Source organism: Bacteroides helcogenes P 36-108 (assembly GCF_000186225.1).
Classification (GTDB): Bacteria; Bacteroidota; Bacteroidia; order Bacteroidales; family Bacteroidaceae; genus Bacteroides; species Bacteroides helcogenes.
Window position 1 is genome coordinate 2,567,385 of record NC_014933.1, and the last position, 26,981, is coordinate 2,594,365.

General features: G+C 47.9%; 15 protein-coding genes and 3 pseudogenes. 12 read left to right on the plus strand and 6 right to left on the minus strand.

Going from position 1 to position 26,981, the window contains the following annotated elements:
* Positions 1-46: 46 nt before the first annotated feature.
* Entirely contained in the window at positions 47-4,579 is a 4,533-nt protein-coding gene (gltB, locus tag BACHE_RS10420) for a glutamate synthase large subunit (RefSeq protein ID WP_013547662.1), read from the minus strand.
* A 448-nt stretch (positions 4,580-5,027) separates the two neighbouring features.
* Here gltB and BACHE_RS10425 point away from each other — a divergent pair.
* The 4 genes and pseudogenes from BACHE_RS10425 to carB form a co-directional block, all read left to right on the plus strand.
* Positions 5,028-5,366 (plus strand): annotated as a pseudogene (locus tag BACHE_RS10425) (glutamine amidotransferase class-II); the annotation flags it as partial.
* A 27-nt stretch (positions 5,367-5,393) separates the two neighbouring features.
* Positions 5,394-7,277, plus strand: a complete 1,884-nt coding sequence (locus BACHE_RS10430) for an amidophosphoribosyltransferase (RefSeq protein ID WP_013547664.1) — start codon at positions 5,394-5,396, stop codon at positions 7,275-7,277.
* Positions 7,278-7,378: 101 nt separating this feature from the next.
* Positions 7,379-8,587 carry a glutamine-hydrolyzing carbamoyl-phosphate synthase small subunit gene (gene carA, locus BACHE_RS10435; protein WP_013547665.1) on the plus strand — a complete coding sequence of 403 codons (1,209 nt, stop codon included), beginning with the start codon at positions 7,379-7,381 and terminating at the stop codon, positions 8,585-8,587.
* Between the two features lie 209 nt (positions 8,588-8,796).
* Entirely contained in the window at positions 8,797-12,030 is a 3,234-nt protein-coding gene (gene carB / locus BACHE_RS10440; RefSeq protein WP_013547666.1) for a carbamoyl-phosphate synthase (glutamine-hydrolyzing) large subunit, read from the plus strand.
* Positions 12,031-12,146: 116 nt separating this feature from the next.
* Here the strand turns inward: carB and BACHE_RS10445 are convergent, their stop codons facing one another.
* Genes BACHE_RS10445 through BACHE_RS10455 form a run of 3 tightly spaced genes read right to left on the minus strand, consistent with a single transcriptional unit; the run spans position 12,147 to position 17,769 of the window.
* Positions 12,147-13,517 carry a TolC family protein gene (locus tag BACHE_RS10445; RefSeq protein ID WP_013547667.1) on the minus strand — a complete coding sequence of 457 codons (1,371 nt, stop codon included), beginning with the start codon at positions 13,515-13,517 and terminating at the stop codon, positions 12,147-12,149.
* A 20-nt stretch (positions 13,518-13,537) separates the two neighbouring features.
* On the minus strand, positions 13,538-16,669 hold the full coding sequence (locus tag BACHE_RS10450; RefSeq protein ID WP_013547668.1) for an efflux RND transporter permease subunit: 3,132 nt from the start codon (positions 16,667-16,669) through the stop codon (positions 13,538-13,540).
* A gap of 32 nt (positions 16,670-16,701) precedes the next feature.
* The gene (locus BACHE_RS10455; RefSeq protein WP_013547669.1) at positions 16,702-17,769 is read right to left on the minus strand and encodes an efflux RND transporter periplasmic adaptor subunit; all 1,068 of its coding nucleotides are present in this window, start codon (positions 17,767-17,769) and stop codon (positions 16,702-16,704) included.
* 183 nt (positions 17,770-17,952) lie between these two features.
* Between BACHE_RS10455 and BACHE_RS10460 the strand changes: the two genes are divergently transcribed.
* On the plus strand, positions 17,953-18,825 hold the full coding sequence (locus BACHE_RS10460) for a helix-turn-helix domain-containing protein (RefSeq protein ID WP_013547670.1): 873 nt from the start codon (positions 17,953-17,955) through the stop codon (positions 18,823-18,825).
* A 181-nt stretch (positions 18,826-19,006) separates the two neighbouring features.
* Here BACHE_RS10460 and BACHE_RS10465 read toward each other — a convergent pair whose 3' ends face one another.
* A complete protein-coding gene (locus BACHE_RS10465; protein ID WP_041579344.1) occupies positions 19,007-19,234 on the minus strand; it encodes a hypothetical protein in 228 nt (75 codons plus the stop codon).
* Positions 19,235-19,334: 100 nt separating this feature from the next.
* Complete coding sequence (locus BACHE_RS10470) at positions 19,335-19,586, minus strand: hypothetical protein (protein ID WP_041579346.1); 252 nt, start codon at positions 19,584-19,586, stop codon at positions 19,335-19,337.
* Between the two features lie 749 nt (positions 19,587-20,335).
* Here BACHE_RS10470 and BACHE_RS10475 point away from each other — a divergent pair.
* The 7 genes and pseudogenes from BACHE_RS10475 to BACHE_RS10500 all read left to right on the plus strand — a co-directional run bounded on the left by BACHE_RS10475 (position 20,336) and on the right by BACHE_RS10500 (position 26,964).
* Positions 20,336-20,872, plus strand: a complete 537-nt coding sequence (locus BACHE_RS10475; protein WP_013547673.1) for a UpxY family transcription antiterminator — start codon at positions 20,336-20,338, stop codon at positions 20,870-20,872.
* A 56-nt stretch (positions 20,873-20,928) separates the two neighbouring features.
* Positions 20,929-21,417: a UpxZ family transcription anti-terminator antagonist gene (locus BACHE_RS10480; RefSeq protein WP_013547674.1), complete on the plus strand. Its 489-nt coding sequence runs from the start codon at positions 20,929-20,931 to the stop codon at positions 21,415-21,417.
* Positions 21,418-21,499: 82 nt separating this feature from the next.
* Positions 21,500-22,913: pseudogene (locus BACHE_RS10485) on the plus strand (ATP-binding protein).
* A gap of 572 nt (positions 22,914-23,485) precedes the next feature.
* A pseudogene (locus BACHE_RS18090) lies at positions 23,486-23,758 on the plus strand (hypothetical protein); the annotation flags it as partial.
* A gap of 232 nt (positions 23,759-23,990) precedes the next feature.
* Entirely contained in the window at positions 23,991-25,127 is a 1,137-nt protein-coding gene (locus BACHE_RS16675) for an FAD synthase family protein (protein WP_013547677.1), read from the plus strand.
* Between the two features lie 9 nt (positions 25,128-25,136).
* Positions 25,137-25,748 (plus strand): histidine phosphatase family protein, encoded by a 612-nt coding sequence (locus BACHE_RS10495; RefSeq protein WP_013547678.1) that lies wholly within the window; start codon positions 25,137-25,139, stop codon positions 25,746-25,748.
* A gap of 13 nt (positions 25,749-25,761) precedes the next feature.
* Entirely contained in the window at positions 25,762-26,964 is a 1,203-nt protein-coding gene (locus BACHE_RS10500) for a Coenzyme F420 hydrogenase/dehydrogenase, beta subunit C-terminal domain (RefSeq protein ID WP_013547679.1), read from the plus strand.
* The last annotated feature ends 17 nt before the right edge of the window (positions 26,965-26,981 follow it).

The window sequence follows — 26,981 nt, forward strand, 5'->3', positions numbered from 1 at the left end:
GAGTATTCTTATCTATCAACTGTCATCTGTCAACTATCAACTATATTCAGTAGTCTCTCTGCATATCTGCAATCTTCTGTTGCAGTTTTCTCATCTGTTCTTCCTGCAGCACCTTCTTGTATTCGATGGGTACTATCTGGATAAACTCGTCTATGTATCGGTTCCAGTTGTCGAGCATGGTGCGTGCCAGTTTGGAGCCGGTATAGAGGTAATGCTGCCGGATAAGCTCATGCAGTTCCTTACGGTAGGAGGCTTCTTCGATGAGGCTAAGTTCTACCATTTCCATGTTGCAGAAGTAGTCGAAGTTGCCGTCCTTATTCCATACATAGGCCACGCCTCCCGACATGCCGGCGGCGAAGTTGCGCCCTGTCTGTCCAAGCACAACTACACGTCCTCCGGTCATGTATTCGCAGCAGTGATCACCCACACCTTCCACCACGGCGGTGGCTCCGGAGTTGCGGACAGCGAAACGTTCGCCTACGCGGCCGTTGATATATACTTCACCGCTTGTTGCACCGTACAGGATGGTGTTTCCTGCAATTGTATTCTTCTCTGCTTCGAAGTTGCTCCGCACCGGAGGCATCACTGCGATGCGGCCGCCGCTAAGGCCTTTGGCAAGGTAGTCGTTTGCTTCACCTTCCAACTTGAAATTAACGCCCGGTACGAGGAAAGCGCCGAAACTTTGTCCGGCCGAACCTTTGAACTTCACGTTCAGTGTATGTTCCGGCAAGCCTTTCTCACCGTATCTGGCGGCGATAGCTCCTGAAAGCATAGCTCCGCAGGCACGGTCTGTATTGGCTATGGTGTATTCCAGTGAAACTTCTTTCTTGTTCTCCACAGCTTGGGCGGCGGCATGCAACATTTCCACGTCTTTCACGCGGTCTATGCCGTGTTGCTGGTCGATGGTGTGGCGGATGGAAGCTCCGTTGTCGATACGTGCCAGTAGTTTTGAGAAGTCCAGCAGGGCATGCTTCGGGTTCAGACCCGCATGCTGTTCATTTTTTCTCACAATGAGGTCTGTGCGCCCTATGATTTCATCCATCTTCTCCACGCCTATTTCCGCCAGATATTCGCGTACTTCTTGGGCGAGGAAGGTGAAATAGTTGACGAGGTATTCACTGCGTCCCATAAACCGCTTGCGCAGTTCGGGATTCTGTGTGGCTACACCGACGGGACAGGTATTGCGGTTGCATTTGCGCATCATCACGCATCCCAATACAATGAGGGCGGCGGTGGCAAATCCATATTCTTCGGCGCCGAGCATGGCCATCAGCACGACATCTCGTCCGGTTTTCATCTGGCCGTCCACTTGCAGTGTCACTTGTCCGCGCAGCCCGTTCAGCACGAGGGTCTGCTGTGTTTCACTCAGCCCTAATTCGGGCGAGATGCCGGCATAGCGGATGGAGGATGCGGGTGAAGCTCCCGTGCCGCCTTCGGCCCCCGAAATGACTATCAAGTCGGCTTTAGCTTTTGCCACACCTGCGGCAATGGTTCCCACACCGCTTTCAGCTACTAACTTCACACTGATGCGTGCCTGTGGATTGACGTTTTTCAAGTCGAAGATGAGTTGTGCCAGATCCTCGATGGAGTAAATGTCATGGTGGGGTGGAGGCGAGATGAGTGAGATACCCGGAATGGAGTGGCGTGTGCGGGCTATTACTTCGTCCACCTTGAAGCCGGGAAGTTGTCCGCCCTCACCCGGTTTGGCGCCTTGCGCCACTTTGATCTGTATTTCATCGGCGTTCACCAGATATTCGGCGGTTACGCCGAAACGTCCTGATGCCACCTGCTTGATAGCACTGCGCATGTTTGTGCCGAAGCGTGCGCTGTCTTCGCCGCCTTCGCCCGTATTGCTGCGTCCGTGCAAGGTGTTCATGGCAATGGCCAGTGCTTCGTGCGCTTCCTGGCTGATGGCTCCGAAGGACATGGCTCCTGTGACGAAACGCTTCAGAATGTTCTCAACCGGTTCCACCCGGTCAATGGATATCGGTGCACGGCGGAAGCCGAGAAAGTCGCGCAGGAAGATGGGAGACTCCTTGCCGTCCACCGATGAGGTGAACTCTTTGAATTTCTTGTAACTGCCCAGCCGGGTGGCCAGTTGCAGTGTACTGATGGTTTCCGGGTTCCAGGCATGCTTCTCTCCGTCCTTGCGGAAAGAGTATATGCCGCTGTTGGGGAGCAGTGCATCCACTTGCGGGGCAAAACCGGCGTCATGGAAAGCTATGGCGTCACGTGCCACTTCATCCAGACGGATACCGCCGATGGTGGACTTCAGCCCACCGAAATAGGCATTGCTCAGTTCTTCGCTCAGTCCTATGGCTTCGAATATCTTTGCGCCACGGTAGGAACGGATGGTACTGATGCCCATCTTGCTCATGATTTTGAACAGCCCTTTGCAGACGGATTTGATATATTTTCCTTCAGCCGTGGCATAGTCAAGCTGCACATCTTTCTCGGTTACCAGCTTGTCTATCACGGCGAATGCCATGTAGGGGTTCAGGGCACTGGCGCCGAAGCCCAGCAACAGTGCGGCATGCATCACTTCGCGTATCTCTCCGCTTTCTACGATCAGTGCCGTTTGAACGCGTTTCCCTACCGAGATGAGATGATGGTGTACCGCACTTACGGCCAGTAGCGAGGGAATGGCTGCGTAGGTAGCGTTTACGTCGCGGTCGGAAAGTACGATGTAGTTCACTCCTTCGGTGACCGATTCTTCGGCCTGCTTGCATAGCTTTGCCAGAGATTCTTGTAATCCGGCACGCTCTTTTTCCGCTTCAAAGAGCATGGGCAACTTTACTGTCTTGAATCCTTTGTAGCGGATGTTGCAGAGAATATCCAGTTGGGAGTTGCTCAGTATGGGGTGGTTGAGCCGCACCATCTTGCAATGGCTTTCACTGGGTGTGAGAATGTTCATACCCACGGCGCCGATATATTCGGTGAGCGACATCACCAGTTCTTCACGTATAGGGTCGATGGGCGGGTTGGTGACTTGGGCAAACTGCTGGCGGAAGTAGTTGTACAGCAGTTGCGGCTTGTCGCTGAGTACGGCAAGCGGGGTGTCGTTGCCCATGGCATTGACGGGCTCGGCTCCGGTGGTGCACATCGGCACGATGAGCTGTTCCACATCTTCTTTGGAGTAGCCGAAGATACGCAGCATGCGGTTATGGTTTTCTACGCTGTGGGACACTTTACGTCCGCTTTTCAGTTCATCCAGTTCAATGCGGTTGGCGGCCAGCCATGTGCGGTAAGGCTTTGCTTCGGCCAGTTGCCGTTTCAGAGTTCCGTCGTAATATATTTCTCCTTTTTCAGTATCCACGAGAAGAATCTTTCCCGGTTGCAGACGTCCTTTTTCCCTGATGTCTCCGGGCTCGAAGTCCATTACACCCACTTCGCTGGCCACTACCATCATGTCGTCTTTGGTGATGAGGTAGCGGGCGGGGCGCAGTCCGTTACGGTCGAGCATGCCGCCTGCATAGCGTCCGTCGCTGAAGAGTAGGGCGGCAGGCCCGTCCCATGGTTCCATCAGGATGGAATGGTATTCGTAGAAGGCTTTCAGATCTTCGCTGATAGGATTCTTTTCATTGAAGGATTCGGGTACGAGCATAGCCATGGCATGAGGAAGGCTGAGGCCGGACATGACGAGGAATTCGAGCACGTTGTCCAGCGAAGCGCTGTCGCTCATGCCCGGCTGTACGATGGGATGTATCTCTTTGATGTCGCCCAGTGCGGGTGAGGAAAGCACGGACTCGCGGGCTTCCATCCATCCGCGGTTACCGCGGATGGTATTTATTTCACCATTGTGTGCTAACAGGCGGAAGGGTTGCGCCAGACCCCAGGTGGGAAAAGTGTTGGTGGAGAAGCGAGAGTGCACCAATGCCAGTCCGCTGGTGAAGTAGCTGTTCGTCAGGTCGGGGAAGTAGCTGCGCAGTTGCATGGAAGAGAGCATACCCTTATAGACGATATTTTTGGTGGAGAGCGAGGCGATGTAGAAGTCTTCACGGGCGGGAATGTCGGAAAGGCGCACTTTGTTTTCTATTCTTTTCCTTATAATATAGAGTCTGCGGTCGGCTGTCTCGCTGTCACGGAATCCGGTGATGAATACCTGCTTGATGTCCGGTTCGGCGGCAAGGGCGGTTTCTCCCAGGATTTCAGGGCAGGTGGGTACGTTGTGCAGGTGCATCAGTGTGAGTCCTTCTTTTTCTATTTCTTCAATGAGAATGCTCAGTATGGCAGCCCGGTCTTCCTCGGCTTTGGGGAGGAAGAACAAACCGGTGGCATATCTTCCTTTTTCGGGCACAGGGATACCTTGTAGCAAAATGAATTCGTGGGGTATTTGGAGCATGATGCCCGCACCATCTCCTGTTTTGTTGTCGGCGCCTTCGGCTCCGCGGTGGCGCATGTTCTCCAGCACTTTCAGTGCCGATTCCACCAATTCATGTGACTTGTCTCCGTGGATATTGACCAGCATGCCTACTCCGCATGCGTCATGCTCGTTAGAGGCATCATACAAGCCTTTTTGTCGAGGTTGTCGTTGGCGGAGTAATACTTTTGTTTTGTTGTTAAAAAGTTCTTCTTTCATTGCTTAAAGTTTACTTTATTTTTGTATTTAGGCTTATGTAAATATCATAATGCTCGGCAAATATATTGTTTTAATTGCAAACTGATATATTGTAGTGGCGTATTTTATGCAAGTAAAATTCAGAAGAAAATCCTATTTATTACAATATGTATGAAATATTGCTGTGTTTTGTTTTAAATTGAATGAATAATTAATGTTTTTGTTTTAATTTGATTATTTAAAAGAGGAAAAGGAAGAATTTCGTTGATTTGTATATATGCTGTGTATCTTTCATTTTCTTTAAAAATCGAAATACTCGCTTTTTGATCCGAAAAGATTGCATTCTTTAACCTTTTGCTGTGGAAATAACTTTTTTATATTCTTCTGGCGAATAAACATGCCAAAAATAAACTTTATGTTCCCGATAATATATATCTTTGCGGCACGAAAAACCAAATACTGGAATATTATGTGTGGAATCGTAGGCTATATTGGACAGAGAAAAGCCTACCCCATTCTTATCAAGGGTCTGAAGCGGTTGGAGTACCGTGGATACGATAGTGCAGGGGTAGCATTGATCAGTGACAACCGGCAGTTGAGCGTGTACAAAACGAAAGGAAAAGTTTCGGAACTTGGGTCTTTCGCCGTTCAGAAAGACATTTCCGCTAACATTGGCATTGCACATACACGTCGGACCACCCACGGAAAACTTTGTTCCACCAACGTCCATCCCCATTATTCCTTCTCCGGGCACTTCGCCCTCATTCACAACGGCATCATTGAAAACTACGCCGTCCTTAAAGAAAAAAATAAGAAATCAGATACAATAAGCTAAATGGAACAACTGAAGCATGAATGCGGCGTAGCCATCATACGCCTGCTGAAACCTCTGGAATATTATGAAGAAAAGTACGGCACGTGGATGTACGGCCTCAACAAGCTTTATCTCCTTATGGAGAAGCAGCACAACCGTGGGCAAGAAGGCGCCGGGCTGGCCTGCGTGAAGCTGGAAGCCAATCCCGGTGAGGAGTATATGTTCCGCGAACGTGCTTTGGGCTCCGGCGCCATCACTGAGATTTTTGATACGGTGCAAGGCAACTTCAAGGATCTGACGCCCGAACAACTGCACGACGCCGGCTATGCCAAGCGTATGTTGCCTTTTGCCGGGGAGGTCTATATGGGGCATTTGCGCTACTCCACTACCGGAAAGTCAGGTCTGTCTTACGTGCATCCTTTTTTACGCCGTAACAACTGGCGTGCCAAGAACCTCGCCCTTTGCGGCAATTTCAATATGACGAATGTCGATGAAATCTTTGCCCGCATCACCGCCATCGGCCAGCATCCGCGCAAGTATGCCGACACATACATCATGCTGGAGCAGGTGGGACACCGCCTCGACCGTGAGGTGGAGCGCCTCTTCAACCTTGCCGAAGCCGAAGGCCTGACCGGTATGGATATTACCCGGTACATCGAAGAATACATTGATCTGGCCAATGTGCTGCGTACCTCCAGTCGTGAGTGGGATGGGGGATATGTGATGTGCGGGCTCACCGGAAGCGGAGAGACTTTCGCCCTGCGTGACCCTTGGGGCATCCGCCCGGCCTTTTGGTATCAGGACGATGAGATTGCAGTGCTTGCCAGCGAACGCCCTGTGATACAGACAGCACTGAATGTCCCCGCCCGGTCTGTCAAGGAACTTCAGCCCGGACAAGCTCTGCTCATTAACAAAGCCGGACGGCTGCGCACCGTGCAGATCAACAAGCCGCGCGAGGTACGCCCTTGTTCCTTTGAGCGCATCTATTTCAGCCGGGGCAGCGATGTGGATATCTACAAAGAACGTAAACTGTTGGGTGAGAAATTAGTGCCCAATATACTGAAAGCCATCGACAATGAGATTGATCATACTGTCTTCTCATTCATCCCCAACACTGCTGAAGTTGCTTTCTACGGCATGTTGCAGGGATTGGACGAATATCTCAACGAGGAGAAAGTGCAGCAGATAGCCGCCTTAGGCCACAATCCCAGCCATGATGAACTTGAACGCATCCTTTCCCGCCGCATACGCAGCGAGAAGGTGGCCATCAAGGACATCAAGCTGCGCACCTTCATTGCCGAGGGCAACAGCCGCAACGACCTTGCCGCCCACGTATATGACATCACTTACGGCAGTCTTGTGCCGGGTGTGGATAACCTCGTCATTATTGACGACTCCATTGTGCGCGGAACAACCCTGAAGCAAAGCATTATCGGTATTCTCGACCGCCTTGAACCCAAGAAGATTGTCATTGTGTCCTCTTCGCCGCAAGTGCGCTATCCCGACTATTATGGTATCGACATGGCCCGGATGAGCGAGTTCATCGCTTTCAAGGCTGCCGTGGAATTGCTGAAGGAACGGGAGATGCGCGATGTCATCGCCGCCGCCTACCGCAAGTCGAAAGAGCAGGCCGGATTGCCCAAAGAGCAGATGGTGAACTATGTAAAGGAAATATACGCTCCCTTCACCGACGAGGAAATCTCCGCAAAGATGGTGGAACTGCTCACTCCGAAAGGTACGAAAGCGAAGGTACAGATAGTCTATCAGCCTCTCGAGGGGCTGCATGAAGCCTGTCCCTGTCATACGGGCGACTGGTACTTCAGCGGAGACTATCCCACACCGGGCGGAGTGAAGCTGCTGAACGAGGCGTTTATTAATTACATAGAACAAGTATATCAGTTTTAGGAATCTCAGGAGAAGTGTCAAAATGCACATGAAGCTTTCTTTTAGGCACGGAATTACACGGATTTCACAGATTTAGAGATAGAAATATTATATACATATATATGATGAACGAAAATAATAATGCAAAAGTAACTTCATCCCCCCTCTCTTCGGGAGAGGGGAAGGGGGTGAGGCTTATCCTTGATGATGGTTCTGTATTTCACGGCAAGTCGTTCGGCTATGAAAAGCCGGTAGCGGGAGAGGTGGTCTTCAACACGGCCATGTCGGGCTATCCCGAGAGCCTGACCGACCCCTCGTATGCCGGGCAGTTGATGACACTCACTTATCCGTTGGTGGGCAACTACGGTGTGCCGCCTTTCACCATCGAACCGAACGGGCTGGCCACCTTCATGGAGAGCGAGCGCATCCATGCCGAAGCCATCATTGTGAGCGATTACAGCGAGAACTTCAGCCATTGGAACGCGGTGGAGAGCCTTGCCGACTGGCTGAAGCGCGAGCAAGTGCCGGGCATCACGGGCATCGATACCCGCGAACTGACAAAAGTGCTGCGCGAGCATGGCGTGATGATGGGCAAGATTGTCTTCGGAGAAGTTGAGAGTGGAGAGTTGAGAGTTGAGAGTTATGGGGATATTAATTATGTTGACAGGGTGAGCTGCAAAGACATCCTGGTATATGCCGGAACGGAAAGCCGCCGTTTTGACATCGACACCCCCACAGCACAGCTTAATTCTCAACTATCAACTATCAACTCTCAACTGAAGCGCGTAGTGCTTCTCGATTGCGGCGTGAAGACCAACATCATCCGCTGCCTGCTGAAGCGTGGGGTAGAGGTAATTCGCGTGCCGTGGAACTACGACTTCAACGGACTGGAGTTCGACGGACTGTTCATCTCCAACGGCCCCGGCGACCCCGATACCTGCGATGCCGCCGTGCAGAACATCCGCAAGGCGATGCAGAACGAGACGCTGCCCATCTTCGGCATTTGCATGGGCAACCAACTGTTAGGCAAGGCCGGAGGAGCCAAAATCTACAAACTGAAATACGGACACCGCAGCCACAACCAGCCGGTGCGCATGGTGGGTACGGAACGCTGCTTCATCACTTCGCAGAACCACGGTTATGCCGTTGACAACAACACGCTGACCGAAGACTGGGAACCACTCTTTGTGAACATGAACGACGGTTCCAACGAGGGTGTGCGCCACAAACGCAATCCCTGGTTCTCCGCACAGTTCCACCCCGAAGCCGCCAGCGGCCCCACGGACACGGAGTTCCTCTTCGACGAGTTCGTGAAACTGCTTCACGTGTAAGGAAAAATGAGGGAGATGTACATTGAGCGTAAATCGTTGATAATCAGCGGTTGCTACAAAGGCAATGTCAAGGTAGCTACCTTGACCACCACTCGGTAGCTACCTCGACCTTCACTTGGTAGCTACCTCGGCACTGTAAAGGTAGCTACCGATGAAAGAGAACTGAAAGAGTAAATATTTATTATTAAGACGAAAGAACCAAGAACGATATGAAAGAAAACAATATAAAGAAAGTCCTGCTGCTCGGCTCCGGCGCACTGAAAATCGGTGAGGCGGGAGAGTTCGACTACTCCGGCTCGCAGGCACTCAAGGCACTGAAGGAGGAAGGCATCCAGACCATCCTCATCAATCCCAACATCGCCACCGTGCAGACTTCGGAAGGCGTGGCCGACCAGATTTACTTCCTGCCCGTCACCCCTTACTTTGTGGAGAAAGTCATCGAGAAGGAACGCCCCGACGGTGTGATGCTCGCCTTTGGCGGACAGACGGCTTTGAACTGCGGTGTGGCGCTCTACAAAGACGGCATCTTCGAGAAATACGGCGTGAAGGTGCTCGGCACGCCCGTGCAGGCCATTATCGACACCGAAGACCGCGAAATCTTTGTGCATAAACTGAATGAGATTGACGTACACACCATCAAGAGTGAGGCTGTGGAGAATGTCGTTGATGCCCGCCGTGCCGCCCGTGAACTGGGTTATCCCGTCATTGTCCGTGCTGCCTACGCCCTCGGCGGACTGGGTTCGGGCTTCTGTGACAATGAAGAAGAACTGAACGTGCTGGTGGAGAAAGCCTTCTCCTTCTCCCCGCAGGTGTTGGTGGAGAAATCCCTGCGCGGCTGGAAAGAGGTGGAATACGAGGTGGTGCGCGACCGCTTTGACAACTGCATCACCGTCTGCAACATGGAGAACTTCGACCCCCTGGGCATCCATACCGGCGAGTCCATCGTCATTGCTCCCTCGCAGACGTTGAGCAACTCCGACTACCACAAACTGCGTGAACTTGCCATCCGCATCATCCGCCACATCGGTATCGTGGGCGAGTGCAACGTGCAGTATGCCTACGACCCGATGAGCGAAGATTACCGCGTTATCGAAGTAAATGCCCGCTTGAGCCGTTCCTCTGCATTGGCCTCTAAAGCAACCGGTTATCCGCTTGCCTTTGTAGCCGCCAAGCTTGGTTTGGGCTACGGCTTGTTCGACTTGAAGAACTCCGTCACCAAGACCACCAGCGCATTCTTTGAACCTGCATTAGACTACGTGGTCTGCAAAATCCCCCGTTGGGATTTGGGCAAGTTTCACGGCGTAGATAAGGAGTTGGGCTCCTCCATGAAGTCCGTGGGCGAGGTGATGGCCATCGGCCGTACCTTTGAAGAAGCCATTCAGAAAGGACTCCGCATGATAGGGCAGGGTATGCACGGTTTTGTGCAGAACAAAGAGCTTGTCATTCCCGACATCGACAAGGCGCTGCGCGAGCCTACCGACAAGCGCATCTTCGTCATCTCCAAAGCATTCCGTGCCGGATATACCGTTGACCAGATACACGAGCTGACCAAGATTGACAAGTGGTTCCTGGAGAAGCTGATGAACATCATGAACACCTCGAAGGAACTGGAATTGTGGGGCAACAACCACAAGCAGATTGCCGACCTGCCCGACGACCTCCTGAAGAAAGCCAAAGTGCAGGGCTTCTCCGACTTCCAGATAGCCCGCGCCATCAGCTTTGAGGGCGACTTGGAGGACGGCATCCTTTACGTGCGCAACCACCGCAAGGGGCGTGGCATCTTGCCCGTAGTGAAGCAGATTGACACCCTTGCCGCCGAATATCCCGCACAGACCAACTATCTGTATCTGACGTACAGCGGCACGGCCAACGATGTTCACTACTTGGGCGACAAGAAGAGCATCGTCGTTCTCGGTTCGGGTGCTTACCGCATCGGTTCCTCGGTAGAATTCGACTGGTGCGGCGTGCAGGCGCTCAACACCATCCGCAAGGAGGGCTACCGCAGCGTGATGATAAACTACAACCCCGAAACCGTATCTACGGACTATGATATGTGCGACCGCCTCTACTTCGATGAGCTTACCTTTGAGCGTGTGATGGATATTCTCGAACTGGAGAATCCGCACGGTGTCATTGTCTCTACCGGCGGCCAGATACCGAACAACCTCGCCATGCGCCTCGACGAGCAGCAAGTGCCTATCCTCGGTACGAGTGCCAAGAACATTGACAATGCCGAAGACCGCGACAAGTTTTCCGCCATGCTGGACCGCATCGGCGTGGACCAGCCCGAATGGAGCGCACTGACTTCATTGGAAGACATCAATGCTTTTGTAGATAAAGTAGGTTTCCCGGTATTGGTGCGCCCGTCCTACGTGCTCTCCGGAGCTGCCATGAATGTTTGCTCCAATCAAGAGGAACTGGAACGCTTCCTACAGTTGGCGGCAAATGTCAGCAAGAAGCATCCGGTTGTGGTAAGCCAGTTCATCGAACATGCCAAAGAGGTGGAGATGGACGCGGTGGCGCAGAATGGTGAAATCATCGCCTACGCCATCAGTGAGCACATCGAGTTTGCGGGTGTACATTCCGGTGACGCTACTATCCAGTTCCCGCCGCAGAAGCTGTATGTGGAGACGGTGCGCCGCATCAAGCGCATCAGTCGCGAGATTGCACGCGAACTGCAAATCTCCGGCCCGTTCAACATCCAGTACCTCGCCCGTGAGAACGACATCAAGGTGATAGAGTGCAACCTCCGCGCCAGCCGTTCGTTCCCGTTCGTCAGCAAGGTATTGAAGATAAACCTCATCGAATTGGCAACGAAAGTAATGCTCGGCATCCCCGTGCAGAAACCGGACAAGAACCTCTTCGACCTGGATTATGTAGGTATCAAAGCCTCTCAGTTCTCTTTCAACCGCTTGCAGAAAGCCGACCCGGTGTTAGGTGTGGACATGGCATCTACGGGTGAGGTGGGATGTATCGGCAATGACACTTCCTGCGCCATCCTCAAGGCGATGCTTTCGGTAGGTTACCGCATCCCGAAGAAGAACATCCTGCTTTCTACGGGTACTCCCAAGCAGAAAGTGGAGATGCTTTCCGCAGCCCGCCTGCTTCAGAAGAAAGGTTATAATATCTTTGCCACCGGCGGCAGCAGCAACTTCCTTACGGAGAATGGGGTGGAGAATACGCGCGTCTATTGGCCCAGCGAACCGGACAAGCAGCCGCAAGCACTCGACATGCTCCACAAGAAGGAGATTGATATGGTAGTAAATATCCCGAAGAACCTCACTGTCGGCGAGTTGGATAACGGCTATAAGATACGCCGCGCCGCCATCGACCTCAACATTCCGTTGATTACGAATGCCCGTCTGGCGAGTGCTTTCATCAATGCATTCTGTACGATGAGTGTGGATGATATCGCTATCAAATCGTGGGAGGAGTATAAATAGGCTGGCGCTTCGGTGTTCGCAATGACGCACGTCAGTGAGACGGATGACGTATCCTGATAAGATAAATGACGCACTTCATCATTTGTGAAGTGCGTCATTTATCTTATCAGGATGCGTCATTTGCAACACTTGTCGTACAGAGCACCCGCAGCCTTCAAGTAGGCGATGTACTTGAGATATAGTTGAAAGCGGGCATCTACCTGCGTTTCGTATGCCTGTTGCCACAGGGCTTGCGCTTCCAGATGGTCGGACAGGGTTTCCAGGCCCACTTCATATTGGCTGCGGCTGACACGCATGTTTTCTTCTGCCTGTTGCAGTGAACGGTCGGAGAGTTCACTTTCCAGTTGGGCTTCATCGAGGTTGTTGGCGGCTTGTGTAAGTTCCAATAACATTTGTTCGTTCATATTTTCCTGTTCAAGACGGGTTTGTTCCAGTTTGGCTTTGGCCGCACGCACCTTGTTGCTCCGTTCGCCGAAGTGGAACAGGGGGACGCTGACATTCAGGAATACCGAGAAGCTTCCTTTATCCAGCAAGTTCTGGTCGTTCAGTTCAAATCCGTGTATGTAGTCATACGAGCCTTTTATGCCGACTTTGGGAAGCAATTCGCTACGGTTTAATTTTACCTGTTGCCGGGCGATGGAGACTTGCTTGTTCAGGATGCCATATTCCGGACGGGCCGTGATGTCCGAGGTCTGCATGCTGAGATCTTGTCCTATTTCGGGAAAATCACCTGAGATGCGAATATCCGAGGTCAATGGCTTGCCGATGCAGTGGCAAAGGTTCATTGTGGCGAGGCGAAGGGCGTTTTCTGCTTTGCGGACGCCAAGTTCGCTTTCGTTCAGCTTCACCTGCACCTTCAATACGTCATTTTGCGGTTTCAATCCGTGGCGGCGTGCACTTTCCACATTCTTCATCAATTCCGAGAGAACTGCATTGTACTTGTCGGCAACCTTCTTTATCTCTTGTGCTTTTACAGCCTGTGCATAGGCCTGATCTGTCTTCAGAATGATTTCGGTGGCTGTCAGGGTTTCATTCATGTGTGCCATCTCCGTTCCCAGCAAAGCCATCTTATAGGCGGCACGGATTTTCCCGCCCATGTATAGTGGCTGTTCCACCTGTATGCCCCCTATATAAACAGTCCCTACCTTATAGTTCAGGTTTATACCTGGAAAATAGGCATATCCGCCATCAGGCACGAATTGTCCGGCCGCATTTGGCATGAGGGTGGGCAGATTACCTCCCGGTATGCCCAGGCTGCCGTCTGCCGTGCTGTAAATGCCCGTGCCGTTGGCGGTGAAGTTCGGGAAGAAGTTACCCCGGTAACTTTTGACTGTATAGCGGGCACTTTCTGTCTGTTTGGCCGAAGCGGCTATCTCTTTATTGTATTTCAGTGCCATTTCCCTGCATTGTTCCAGACTCAGTACTTCTTGGGCGGAGAGGGAGAGGGCATACATCAGGGAAGCGAAGAAGATTATTCTCTTTTTCATTGTTTCTGATTTGTTAATTATCATTTGTCATTCTGCTTGATATGAAAAAACAGTGCATACAAAATAGGTATGAACAGCAAGGTTATCAGAGTACCGAATGTCAGACCGCCCATGATGGATGCGGCGAGCGAGCCGAACATAGCGTCGGGCAGCAGAGGTATCATGCCGAGGATGGTGGTCAGTGCTGCCATCGTCACGGGTCGCAGGCGACTTTGTGCGCTGTCTATCAGCGCCGTTATCGGCTCTACGCCTTGCCGGAGCTGTGAGGTAATTTCATCCATCAGCACAATGCCGTTCTTGATGAGCATACCTATCAGTCCCAATGTGCCTACGATGGCTACGAAGTTGAATGTCTTGCCCGTAAGCAGCATTACCGCCACCACCCCTACAATAATCATGGGAATGCAGCAGAAGATGATGAGAGGCTTGCGATAATCCTTGAACAGCATAATCAGAATGGCTATCATCAGGATAATGGCAAGTGGGAAATTCTTGAACAGGTACTTCATGGACTGGTCGCTGGCGCTCTTTTCGCCTTGCCAGTGCAGTGTATAGCCTTCGGGAAGTTCTATTTGTTCTATCTTCTGCGCAATGGTCTGACGCGCCTTCTCCGTTTCTACGCCCGGGGCGGGGGAGCACTGCACACGCTGGCTGCGCTGTCCGTTGTAGCGCGGCACTACGGGGTCTTCCCAACGGATGTCGATGCTCTTGCTGATTTGTTTCAGCGGGGTGCTGCCCATCAGGCTTTCCACAAGCTCCTCTTTAGAGAGAGTGCCGGCTTTCAGTTTCACCATTGTCTCCTCATTCAGCAGTCCGTTCAGCGATGGCAACGAGGAGAATACTTGTGTATTGGCGAGGTCTTCTATGGGCTGTCCTTTTTCGTCCAGGCATTTCAGGTAGATGTTGTCCCTGTGTATGCCTTCGTAGAAGGCGCCGATAGGAATACCGCCGTTGGCCGATAGTAAGGACAGGCTCACGTCATTGCGGCTCAGTCCCAAAGTGCGGGCGGCGGCCTGATCATACTCAATGGAGAGCACAGGTATCTGCGGTTCCCAGTCGGTGGTGATGAGGCATACTTCGGGAGCGTTTTCCATGATACTGCGTGCACGGTCTGCCAATTGGTGCAATACGGCAGGGTCAGGTCCCATGAACTGAGCCTCGATAGGGTATTTCTTGAACATCAGGTTGTATCGTTTCATTTTGACATAGGCATCCGGATAGTGCCGGGTCAGATATGCCTGTATCTCTTCCATGTTTCTTACCAACTCGTCGGGAGAAGTGAAGTCTATGATAAGTTCTCCATAGGCCAGTGACGGGTTGGCAACGCTGCGTACCAGATTATAACGTCCCGGTGTTCCGCCGATGGAGGAGGTGACGTGGATCACCTCTTTGCGGGTTTTCAGGTAAGCTTCTATCTCTCTCAAATCCCGTGCTACCCGTGTGGAATTATTGCCTTCGGGCAATTTGTATTCCATATACAACTGGTCGTAAACCATGTCCGGGAAAAATCCCTGGCGCATATACCGGTAGCCGAAAGCCGATAATGTCAGGAGGGCAACCATGCCCATCACGAAGCTCCAACGGTGTGCCAGTCCGAAGCGTAGGGCAGTGCGCAGTGCGGCGTATGTACGTCCTTTATATTCCCGTTTTCCCGTGGCGCTGACTTCCGCTTTGGGATACAGCCTGCGGTTGGCCATCAGTGGCACGTGAACCAATGCCAACACCCAGCTCAATAGCAGAGATACAGCGAGAACAATGAAAAGGTCACGCGTATAGACTCCTGCCGTATCGGGTGACATGAAGATGGGAAGGAAAGCTATGATGGCTATCAGAGTGGCTCCCAACAGAGGCATGGCTGTTTGCCGTCCTATGGCGGTCATTGCCTCCATCCTGTCCTTGCCGGCTTTCAGATCCACCAATATGCCGTCGATGATGACGATGGCATTGTCCACCAACATGCCCATCGCCAGTACGAATGCGGCGAGTGATACGCGCTGCATGGTTCCGCCCGCAGTGTAAAGGAACAGGAATGAGCCAAAAACGGTGACTACGAGACTGATGCCGATGATGACACCGCTTTTGAAGCCCATGGCTATCATCAGGATGAGCACGACAATGATTACAGATTCTATCAGGTTGATGATAAACGTTCCCAATGAAGCGCCTACACGTTCCGGCTGGTAGAATACTTTGTGGCATTCCACGCCGGCGGGCAGGCGGGTTTCCTTGAGTTGTTTCAGTTTCTTTTCCACGGCGGCCCCCACCTTTACGATGTCCGATCCACTGGACGCTGCAACCAGAATGCCTTGTGCCCGTTCGCTGTCGAAAAACATTTCGTTGCGTGTAGGTTCCTCGTAGCCTTTTTCTATCCTGGCTATGTCGCGCATGCGCAGTTGGTCGTCGTCATGTCCCTGTATCAGCATGTTTCCGATGTCTTCTACCGTTTTGAACTTATCACTAACCGTTACGCGGATGCGGTTGTCTCCATTATCATAATAGCCGCTGTATGTAGTTTTGTTCTGTCCGTTCAGTGTGGCGAGAACCTCTGCCGGCTTCACACCTAAGTTTGCCATACGGTCTTGTAGCAGGGAGATATTTATACATTCGGGACGTTTGCCATACAGTTCCACCCGATCCACACCTTCCATATCGCTGATTTCGCGTTTGATGAGCTCGGCGTAGTCGGACAGTTCCCGGTCATTCAGTCCGTCGCCTGTCAGTGCATAGAACATGCCGAATACATTTCCGAAGTCGTCCTTGATAATAGGGGTGGCGGCTCCGTCGGGTAGCGAGGCGCGTGCATCATTCACCTTGCGGCGCAGCATGTCCCAACATTGTTCCACTTCTTCATCCTTGGTAGTGGTGGTCAACTCTATCTGAATCAGGGAAAGGTCGTTGAAGGAATAGCTCTCCACATTGTCTATATTACCCATGCTGTGGATGCTTTTTTCCAGTACATCCGTTACTTCCAGTTCTACTTGGTGGGCCGAGGCGCCAGGATAGGTAGTCACCACCATGGCAAGTTTCACTTTTATCTCAGGGTCTTCCAGCTTGCTCATTTCGTAACAGGAGTAGGCTCCGCCCAACAGCAGCACTGCTATCAGGAAGTAAATCAGGTTACGGTTCTGAAATGCCCATTTACTTATATCCATTGTTTTTAATGATTAATGGTTAGTGATTGGTTTTACAGCAATCTTCCGACATTGGTTTGTGCGGCAGGGGTGAGAGGCTTCACCGTTTCCCCGTCTTTAATGTGGTGCACTCCGGAAGCGACAACCGGTTCGCCCGGTTTCAGATATTCGGAGCTGATCAGGCTGCGCCCGTTGCTTGTCAGATGCAGGAGGGTGACTTCGCGGCTGCTCACTTTGTTGTCTGACGGATTATATACAAATACGTGTGCCTTGCCGTCTTTTTGCAGAACGGCGCCACTGGGGACAGACAACCGGAGTGAGTTTTCCTTGTCACAATAAATGGTAACCATCGTATTCATTCCCGGAGAGGGCATCGGCTGTTTGCCGGCAAGCAGTTGCAGCCGCACGGTGTATAGCTGGTTGGCATTGGCTTTGGGCGTGATGCTTATCAACTTCAACGGATAGGTCTTTCCCGGATATATATCGAATGTACAATGATAATTACTGAATTGCCTGCGCCGGATATATTCTGCTGCCGGGAGGTTGATCTCTACTTCGGGCATTCCGCCGCTTATCATGGAGAGGACCGGCATTCCCGCAGCTATTGTTTCGTGAGCTTCGAACAGCCGTTTCTGTATAAAGCCGTTGAAAGGGGCATAGAGGCGGGTATATTCCAGTTGGTCTTTGTGGTGTTGGTATTTGGCTGTAATCTGTTTCAATCCATACACGGCTTTGTCGTTGGCGCTGGGAGTAGTTCCATTGTCTTTGTAGAGTGCCATGACACGTTCCGCATCGGCTTTTATTTGCCGGTATTCGGCTTCGGTGGCGTCTAATTGCACTTGGTAATCCGTCGGGTCCAGTTGGGCAAGCAGTTGTCCCTGGCGTACAGGTGCACCGTCTTCCACATAAATTTTTTGGATCGTTCCGCTTACTCTGAATGCAAGGCTGATGTCCTGTGCAGCTTTCACTTTTCCGGGGTATTGCAGAAAAGTTCGTTCATCAGCCGAAGCTACCGTATCTATTTTTACCGTTTGTAAAGTTCCTGCATCTTGGGGCCGGTTGCTGCAGGAGCCCAGAGAGAACAAGGAAACACTTGCAAGAATCCAATAAATTTGTTTCATAATTTCAGTCGTTAATATTCGATGCAAAATTATCCCGTTATCATCTGTTAGAAAAGGTCGATATGAATTATAAATTGTTCTATTTGTATATTTATATCCGGAGTTATACTGAAATATTCGGCTATTTGTATTTATTTTGCATTTCGGTGGTGATAAAACTCCGTAATGAATCTTTAGAATAATATGCTCGACAGACAGATACCTTTTCGTTTTATTCCGATGACGGGTGAAGTTTCCCGTTTCTTTTGTGACGGACAGATTATTTCGACCCTCGACCAATGCGGGCTTTTCCTTTGCCGCCGTGGTGAAATAGAAGTTTCTTTGGCAGATAAGACCTACCATATAACACGGGGAGACATGTATATCTACATGGCTTCCACTTTGGTGCGTCTGTTGCATAGAAGTGAAGATGCTGAAGGCATTATGGTAGAAGTGGATATCAACTATGTCATTCCCATAGTCAACAGGGTGATGAATGTTGAAAATCTGCTTTTTCTGCGCGAGCATCCTTGTACGTCCTTGCAGGGTGAGCAATTCAGGCATTTGGAATGTCTGATGGAAAGCCTTTATGAGAGGATAGAGACGGAGAATATTTCCGATATGCCCCGGCTGTGCGGAAACCTTACATTGGAGCTGCTCAAGTCTATGGGGCAGACACTCTGTTATGAGGTATTGAATGTCTATTTTGCAAACCAGCCGTTGCAGCCTTTGCCACAAAGTAAGAAAGATTTGGTTTTCCAGAATTTCATGCTGTCATTATTCCGCTATTACCGCCATGAACGGGATGTCGCTTTTTATGCCCGTATGCAGCATTTGGCTCCCCGCTATTTCTCTACCATTATAAAAGAGAAGTCGGGAAGCAATGCTTTGCAGTGGATTGTGCAGATGGTTATAACAGAGGCGAAACAACTGCTCGAAAGTTCGGATCTGAGTATAAAGGAAATTGCGGCACGGCTCAATTTCCCCACACAGTCTTTTTTTGGAAAATACTTCAAACAGTATGTAGGGACGTCACCGAAAGACTATCGGAACAATGTATTGGACAGGTATAAATAATTGCTTTCAGCAAGACCTTTGCTTCGAGAATGACTGCCTGGTTAGTCCGTTGCATAACTATAAGGAAGAAAAAGCTGTTGATTCCGGGAAATTAATATCATGCAGGCAAGAAGTTAATGTCTTTCCTACACGATATTAATATCTTGTGTAACAAGTTACTGACAGGCTGTATTGCATGATATTAATACCGTGTTCCGCATAAGTGTAATATCTTCTGGCCGTAGGCTTTGGAATCAAAGAAGTCTTTGCTCACCAGTATATCCACGATGCTCTGCATTTCTTGTTCACTGATGTCTTCCGCCGCCGTACCTTTTAATCCGAATCTGGCTTCCACCAATTCTATCGCTATTTCCTCAAAGAGACTCACTTTGAGGGGGAAATACAGCATTCCCCCATACGTCATTGCCATCTTACTTCATTTAAGTTATCAATTTTTAATTCTCAGCAGATCGGTCTTAATTCTGTATCACATCGCAAATATATGTTGTTTTTCCAACCCCTGCTTATTTTTAATTATTGTGTGGTATTTTCTTCTTATTTCCACATATTTCCACGTTCTTTGCTTTTGTTGCTTCCTGTTGCAAATCCCTCCATACTTCTCGGAATTCTGCTATTATAGTGTTGTATGCTAAAGGATTGAGTTCCTTTGATAAAAATGTGTATCTTTCCATAGTCCAATCCACCAATGCTTTTACACTTTCGGAACTTTCTGTCACCAAATATCCGCTTTTCCACCATCTGATTATGTCTGCTATTACCATTTGTCGGTGTTTGTATCCTATTCCAATCACTTTCCCGCTTTTGGGTCTTCCTGCTCCATGCTTAATGCTTGTTTCACTGTTAGTTAGTGCCTGTTTGTTCCTGTTTTTTTAATGCTTTTTTCTTGATTTTTCGCCTTGTTTTTGTTGGTCATAATTCGTAATAATTAAGTTATTATTAAAAATAATTTAAAATGTGAATTTACGAAAATAAGCCATCTTTCATTATTGGCAAAGAAATTGGCTGATAAGAATTGGAAAATCTGATTTTGGAAAATGGAAGATGTAGTATAACCTATTGTAATATAGGATAATATAATTATCTGAAGAAGCGTTTTTTAAACGTTCGTTTAATGGACGCAAAGATAAGTGCGATTTTTGAAAGCGCCAAAATGTTTAATAAAAATATTTTTGGATGTACATATAAAATATACTTAATCATCTACACCACAATATTATAAGATTCAAAAATAATATTTTAAATATATCTTCCTTTTGATGCTTTCCATACCCAGCTAAAATGAAATATATTGACGTCCATTAAACGAACGTCTAATGAACGCTTTTTTCTCTCAACACGTTTGTTTATAGCTACTTACCTTCATGGTATGAGTGAGTTCAAAATAACAGTTGGCAAGATGGGCATAAGGCTTGCCGTATTTCACATAAAATGCTCGCAATTGATTGAATTCCAGTACAATGTACGGAGTTTAAAGCCCCGGAGGAATGCCCTTTTCTGAACACAATCGAAGATGGATAGGGAGAAAGAAACTGAAATCTGGTACGCCATGCGTGCCACATACCGGCGGGAGCCGGATGCCATGCGCCTTCTCGAAAAGGAACAGATAGGCTGTTTCGTCCCCATGCAATACAAGGTGAGCCTGCGCAGAGGCAGGAAGGTCCGTGCCCTTGTGCCCGTTGTCCACAACCTTCTTTTTGTCCATGCCCTTCCTTCCGCATTGAAGCGTGTCAAGTCTCAGGTATCCTACCTGCAATACATCACCGATACCCGTAGCGGGCGTAAGATAATCATTCCCGACCATGAGATGCAGCGCTTCATTGCCGTTGCCGGAACTTACAACGACCATCTCCTTTATTTTCGTCCCGAAGATCTGAACCTCTCCAAAGGCACTAAGGTTCGTGTCACGGGCGGCGACTTCGAGGGTCAGGAGGGCATTTTCTTGAAAGTGAAGGGTGCTCGCGACCGCCGTGTGGTTGTTCAGATACAGGGTGTCATTGCTGTTGCGATGGCCACCATCCATCCCGATTTGATAGAAGTAATCGGCTGACCTTTCATATTAAATATTCTGCTCTTTAATTTTTAATTTATAATTCATTATTCATCATGTCTCTTTCCGAAGAAGCAATCTCCCTTCAGCGTGCTGCGCACGACCTGATGTATCTGGGTACGGACGGCAGTCCTGTTTATAGCGATGAATTGTCCCGTCGCAACGGTCAAGTGTACTGCTTGGCCACGGCCTTGTATGATTCTATTTCCGGTGGCTCTACTATCGAAGAACAGGCCAACGTTTGCCTTGCCCTTTTGATGGGCTACAGTGCCTCTTTCATAGATCATGGCGAAAAACAGGATCATATTCAGGAAGTGCTGAACCGTTGTTGGGACGTTCTCGATTCCCTTCCCGCCTCGCTGCTCAAGCTCCGTCTGCTCACGGCTTGCTATGGTGAGGTTTTTGACGAGCCTTTGGCCGACGAAGCCCGAGCCATTATCACCTCTTGGGAGGGGAAGCCGCTTACCGCCGAGCAGCAGGAAGCTATTGCCGAGTTCCGGAATGTAGTTGCGAATCCCTATCCATGGGAAGAAGTGGACGAATAATCTGAAATAAACGATAAAAAGCTATATCCCGTTGCGGAAAAAACGTATATTTGCGTATAACTTCTAAAAACGGTCAGACAAAATGGAGCAGATGCGTAAATTGCCTATCGGCATACAGACTTTTGAGGAGATACGTAAAGACAATTATCTTTATGTAGATAAGACTGCTATGGTTTATCAGATAGTGAATGTTGGCAAACCTTATTTCTTGAGTCGTCCCCGCCGTTTCGGCAAGAGTCTGCTTCTTTCCACTTTCGAATCCTATTTTCAAGGGCGTAAGGACTTGTTTAAAGGACTTGCCATAGAGAAATTGGAAACCAAATGGGAGGAATATCCGGTGCTGCATCTGGATTTGAATGCCCGAAAGTATGAGACGGTTGCCGATTTGCTTGCCATGCTCAACCAATATTTGGAAAAGTGGGAGCAGAAATATGGAACCGAACGCCAGGATCGCAGTCCCGAAGAACGTTTTGCCTACGTGATAGAACGTGCTTATGAGAGTACCGGCAAGCAGGCGGTTGTTTTGGTCGATGAATACGACAAACCTTTGCTTCAGACCCTCTCGGACGAGGTATTGATGGACGAATATCGCCGGACGTTGAAGGCTTTTTATGGCGTGCTGAAGAGTTCCGACCGCTATTTGCGTTTTGTGTTTCTGACGGGAGTCACCAAGTTTGCCCAGGTCAGTGTATTCAGTGACTTGAACCAGTTGCAGGACATCAGTTCCTGGCCCGAATACTCTTCCCTGTGCGGCATAACGAAAGACGAATTGGTGAAAACGTTCACCCCGGAAATACAAGGCTTGGCTGCCTTTTCCGAAACAGATTTCGATACAATAGTTGACAAGATGACCCGTTTGTACGACGGTTATCATTTTTATCCCTACAGCGAGGGTGTTTTCAATCCTTTCAGCGTGTTGAATGCATGCAAATCGAAGACATTGAGTAATTTCTGGTTTCAGACGGGTACTCCTACCTATTTGGTTGAATTGTTGCAGCAAAGCGATTACGACCTCCGTCTCCTTATTGACGGTGTGGAAGTCACTTCTTCCGCTTTCTCTGAATACCGTGCGGATGCACGCAATCCACTCCCCATGATTTACCAGAGCGGTTACCTCACCATCAAGGGATATGACAAGGAGGTTGGCCTCTATACCTTGGGCTTCCCCAACGATGAAGTCCGCTACGGCTTCTTGAATTTCTTACAATGAACGCCATTATCAGGCTATATTTCATGTAGTGTTCACGCTGTTGGGACAGTTCATCCGGAGTGAAGTCCGCAGTTCACGCGGTCGTGCCGATGCCGTGGTGATAACTCCCGATGCCGTTTATGCTTTCGAGTTCAAGCTGAACGGAACGGCGGAAGAAGCCTTGAGGCAGATAGACGAGAAAGGTTATCTCATCCCTTACCGTCTGGACGGCAAGCGTTTGGTGAAGGTCGGGGTGAATTTCAGCAAAGAGATGAGGAATATTGATGAGTATAAAATAGAGGAGTAATCGGTATGAATCGTCTTTATATAAGAAGAAATGTGCGGAATATCAGTCAGCACTGAAGACTTATACAGAAATCAGTGAATATCTCAGTCGGAAAAGTCTGTCAGCCCAAGAGCTTGCAACTTCTTTGAAGGAAAAGCAGGATGAAGAGTCCTTGAACGGCTGTATTTAGGCTTTGCAGGACTCTGTGACTTATCAGAAACTTGAAAAAGAATTCTTGGAACGTACACTGAATATGCGTTTTGAGTTTGAGCGATTTATCGAAAAATCCCGGAAGTATTTAAACAGGAAATAAACGTGTTGAAAACTCTGTGTCTCTTTGTGTAAGTAAATGGCGACAATTCAGGGCTGAAGAACTTTTATTCTCTTCCGGATTTTCATGATATGCGTTGCAAGGCTCCTCGTATTTCCGAAATCATCAGAATGCGCTATCATCGCGATCCTTTTATTGGAGATGTCTATATTTTCATGCCTGACATGCTCTCTCCTTTGATATGACTGAAGACGAACTTCGTCGCTGCTGCAATTTCCTATACCAACAATTGTTGGATAAAGACCGGATGAATGAACAGATTCTTGATGAAGAATTGATAGATATCGAGCATCTTTGCAGTCTTGTTCATGCTCGGGCCAAGTTCAAGAAAGCTTTGGATCAGGGTTGTGAGAAGGCTCGTTACTTTCTGTTGAACTCGGCAACCTATTATACATTTATTGAGACCTGTAAGTAAATGGGTATCTCGTTCAGGGATTACTTCCGAAGGGTAATGAAAGAACTCCAAGCCGGAAGGGTCGATTATGAGAACTTGCTTCCGCAGACTATAGGTCTCAAATCAACTAATAAATATTAAAAATCATGTTCTAATATTTTGGCAGATGTCCTCAGGCATCTGTCCTAAGTGGTGTGTACCAGGTTTTGGATGCTTACATGCAATCCTACTAAAAGATCACAATATACTGATTCATGATGGATTCAGATTATTCCAAATCTAAGAACCAATTGCGCTATACTGTACATAGTAGAGAGATTGTACACTCTCTTGTGTTATTAGCCTGACAGGCTTTTATTAATTGTTGCTGATTATGAATTTCATTAAAACTACAATGGGCTTGCTGCCTTACAAGCAGCGTTGCTTTAACATTAATGAAGCACACCTTGATGATGAGGTCATGACATCATGCTTTCGCGTTCTCTATACTCATTTTAATAAGCTTGGAATAAACTGGGGGCCTGCCTTCAGTTCACTGATTGGTATTGTTCGCAACGATGGATATCTCTCTTGGGCTAATAATCTCTGCATCTATATATTAAAAGAAGACGAAGAGCGCTTCAAAGATGAGCTTTGGGCGATTGTTGCAGATGGTTTTGAAGTAATACGTTATGAACGAAGAGGATTGTATTATCTAAGAAAAGATAAGCAGTATATAAAAATCTTTATTCTTCGTAAAATAGCATCCAATGTTCGACATACTGGAGGCTCTGATTTTATTTTTGAACAATATCTGCAAGATACAACCAAATGGGAATTCAGAGGCATGATGCTTAATGTTCCTTCAGAGTTAGACGAATATCTGACCTTTCAATATGGCAATTGGGTTGTACCCATTCAATATAAGAACAAGCAAGTAGTTCGCATATTTACACATCTCTCACAGCGCTTACAAGACCTTCTGCCTTCTAACGTTTACTACAAATGGATGATAGCACATAGACAAAAAGACTTTAAACGTTTCAAAGTATTGTGCGAAAAAAATGGTAAGGTACTTCCTGATAATGTAGAACTTACGTATGTGAAGCAAAGAAAACACGAGAAAGTTTTGACAGTTGGTGTCTATGATCTGATACACAAAGGTCATGCTGAGCTGTTTCGTAGAGCGAAAGGTTTAGGAGATTATCTTGTTGTCGCTGTTCAAGATGGAGGCTGGGTTAATAAGTACAAGGATACTAAACTACTTAACTCAACAGAGGACAGATGCCTCATGGTGCAGTCAATACGCTATGTGGATGAAGTTGTCGTTTATACCGATGTTGATGAGTTGGTGAAAAATATTGATTTTGATATCTTTGTAACAGGGCCTGACCAAATACACGCTGGTTTTCAGCGTGCAATGAAATGGTGCGAGGAGAATGGGAAGGAACACTTAGTATTGGGTCGAACTGATGGTGTTTCATCTTCGGAACTGAAGGCAAAGATATCCTCAAAAACGAACAGCAAATAACTTGCACATATGATTGAGATTTTCCTACTAAGGCATGCTGAAACCATATGGGATTCGTCCTTGGTTAGTGGTCGCACAGAAAACCTATCGCTATCAGATGAGGGTATTGTTCATTCGTTGTCTATAGGGAGAATCTTAAGAGAACAAGGTTTCCTTGTGGATAAAATATACTGCTCTTCATCATTGAGAACGAAGCAATCTCTACTGGGATTGAAAGAAGCTGGTTTATGGAAGGATACCCCTATTATATATTCAGACTCTTTGCAAGAAGTTTCTCAAGGCGAATGGGAAGGCAAAGAACGACGTTGTGTGATGACTGAAAGGGTTATCGCAGAAATGAGAATAAAGGGAGTTCGTTTTATGCCACCAGGAGGTGAAGCGCAAAAAGACGCTGCAGAAAGAATCTATAATTATATTGCAGAAAATATTCTGAATAGCAACTTGCAAAAGGTCATGGTAGTTGGTCATGCTAATTTATTCAGATGTTTGATGTATAGGATTCTTGGTTTTGATGAGATTATGGTTAATAAGATAGGATTTGATAATTTAAGTTTGACAAAGCTTAGATTTGGTGAAGATGGATTTTGGAGATTAGACTACTTAAACCGAATTGTATCTTAATTTTTAGTAAACAATGATTTTATTTGAAAAGGATGAAGATTGCTGTGGTTGTAGCGCCTGCGAAGCAATATGTCCCAAACATAATATAAAGATGATACCAAATACAGATGGTGGATATTACTACCCTCTGTATTTGGGTGATGAGAATTGTATAAATTGCAATTTGTGTTTAGAAGTATGCCCTCTGAGGAAAGGTAATGATATGGCAAAGAGAGAGAAGGTATACTATGCAGGCACTACTAAAGATAGAAAGCTATGGGAGGAAAGCACTAGCGGAGGTGCTTTTAGTGAAATATGCCGATTATATCAAGATGAAAATCCAGTAATATTTGGTGCACGATGGGATGACGATTTTAATGTTGTTATGGATTATGTTGAAGGAGTTGAGAATATGGCTCCATTTAGAAGAAGTAAATATGTGGCGGCTAATCCAAATATGGTATTCAAGCATGTAAAAGCATTCTTAAATGGGAATCGAACTGTTATTTTTTCAGGAACACCTTGTCAAATAGCGGGTCTTAAATGTTTCCTAAAAAGGGATTACGAAAAATTGATAACTATTGATTTCGCTTGTCATGGTCAAGGGGCTCCTCATGTATTCAAAGCTTGGATAAAACATTTAGAAAATAAATATAAGTTAAACCTAATAAAAATTTCGTTTAGAGAGAAAAAGTATATAATTGATCATGTAAACTCAAACTGCACTGGGTATGTATTTGCAGATGGAAAGAAAGTGCTTGTGAATAGAGATTATTACCATCACGCTTTTGTTTATGGTTTCCATATGAGAAAGTCTTGTGCAGATTGCAAGTTTTCATCGCACAATGATTCTGATATAACATTAGCAGATTTCAAGTCTCCTCAAAGACGAAAATTGCTTAGCCATAGCCGAACTGGATCTGATATTGTGTGCAATACTCCTAAAGGTATAGAGATAGGCAAACAATTAGTGATAAGTATGAACGTTCATGCGGCAGACTATAGACAGGAAATTTTATATAACCCAAAATTGGTTAGATCAGTCTTTGGCAACAAGGATAGAGATAGTTTTATGCAGAATTTTTACTCAGGTGTTCCTATTGATGCTTTGATAAAGAAATATGCAAAGATTACACCAATTCAATGGATAGATTACAATATGCCTACTTTTGTGAATAATGTATTAGTTTTTTTGATGAGAGTATGCGATTTTGTAAAAAGAAAGTTGAAAAAATAGGTTTCGGAAAATTGTAT

Excerpts from the sequence above, each read along its gene's own strand:
- BACHE_RS16675 (WP_013547677.1), top strand. The coding sequence starts at position 23,991 with ATGAATTTCATTAAAACTACAATGGGCTTGCTGCCTTACAAGCAGCGT.
- gltB (WP_013547662.1), bottom strand. The coding sequence starts at position 4,579 with ATGAAAGAAGAACTTTTTAACAACAAAACAAAAGTATTACTCCGCCAA.
- BACHE_RS10465 (WP_041579344.1), bottom strand. The coding sequence starts at position 19,234 with ATGGCAATGACGTATGGGGGAATGCTGTATTTCCCCCTCAAAGTGAGT.
- BACHE_RS10475 (WP_013547673.1), top strand. The coding sequence starts at position 20,336 with ATGGATAGGGAGAAAGAAACTGAAATCTGGTACGCCATGCGTGCCACA.
- BACHE_RS10455 (WP_013547669.1), bottom strand. The coding sequence starts at position 17,769 with ATGAAACAAATTTATTGGATTCTTGCAAGTGTTTCCTTGTTCTCTCTG.
- BACHE_RS10445 (WP_013547667.1), bottom strand. The coding sequence starts at position 13,517 with ATGAAAAAGAGAATAATCTTCTTCGCTTCCCTGATGTATGCCCTCTCC.
- BACHE_RS10450 (WP_013547668.1), bottom strand. The coding sequence starts at position 16,669 with ATGGATATAAGTAAATGGGCATTTCAGAACCGTAACCTGATTTACTTC.
- BACHE_RS10480 (WP_013547674.1), top strand. The coding sequence starts at position 20,929 with ATGTCTCTTTCCGAAGAAGCAATCTCCCTTCAGCGTGCTGCGCACGAC.
- BACHE_RS10430 (WP_013547664.1), top strand. The coding sequence starts at position 5,394 with ATGGAACAACTGAAGCATGAATGCGGCGTAGCCATCATACGCCTGCTG.
- BACHE_RS10460 (WP_013547670.1), top strand. The coding sequence starts at position 17,953 with ATGCTCGACAGACAGATACCTTTTCGTTTTATTCCGATGACGGGTGAA.
- carB (WP_013547666.1), top strand. The coding sequence starts at position 8,797 with ATGAAAGAAAACAATATAAAGAAAGTCCTGCTGCTCGGCTCCGGCGCA.
- BACHE_RS10500 (WP_013547679.1), top strand. The coding sequence starts at position 25,762 with ATGATTTTATTTGAAAAGGATGAAGATTGCTGTGGTTGTAGCGCCTGC.
- BACHE_RS10495 (WP_013547678.1), top strand. The coding sequence starts at position 25,137 with ATGATTGAGATTTTCCTACTAAGGCATGCTGAAACCATATGGGATTCG.
- BACHE_RS10470 (WP_041579346.1), bottom strand. The coding sequence starts at position 19,586 with ATGGTAATAGCAGACATAATCAGATGGTGGAAAAGCGGATATTTGGTG.
- carA (WP_013547665.1), top strand. The coding sequence starts at position 7,379 with ATGATGAACGAAAATAATAATGCAAAAGTAACTTCATCCCCCCTCTCT.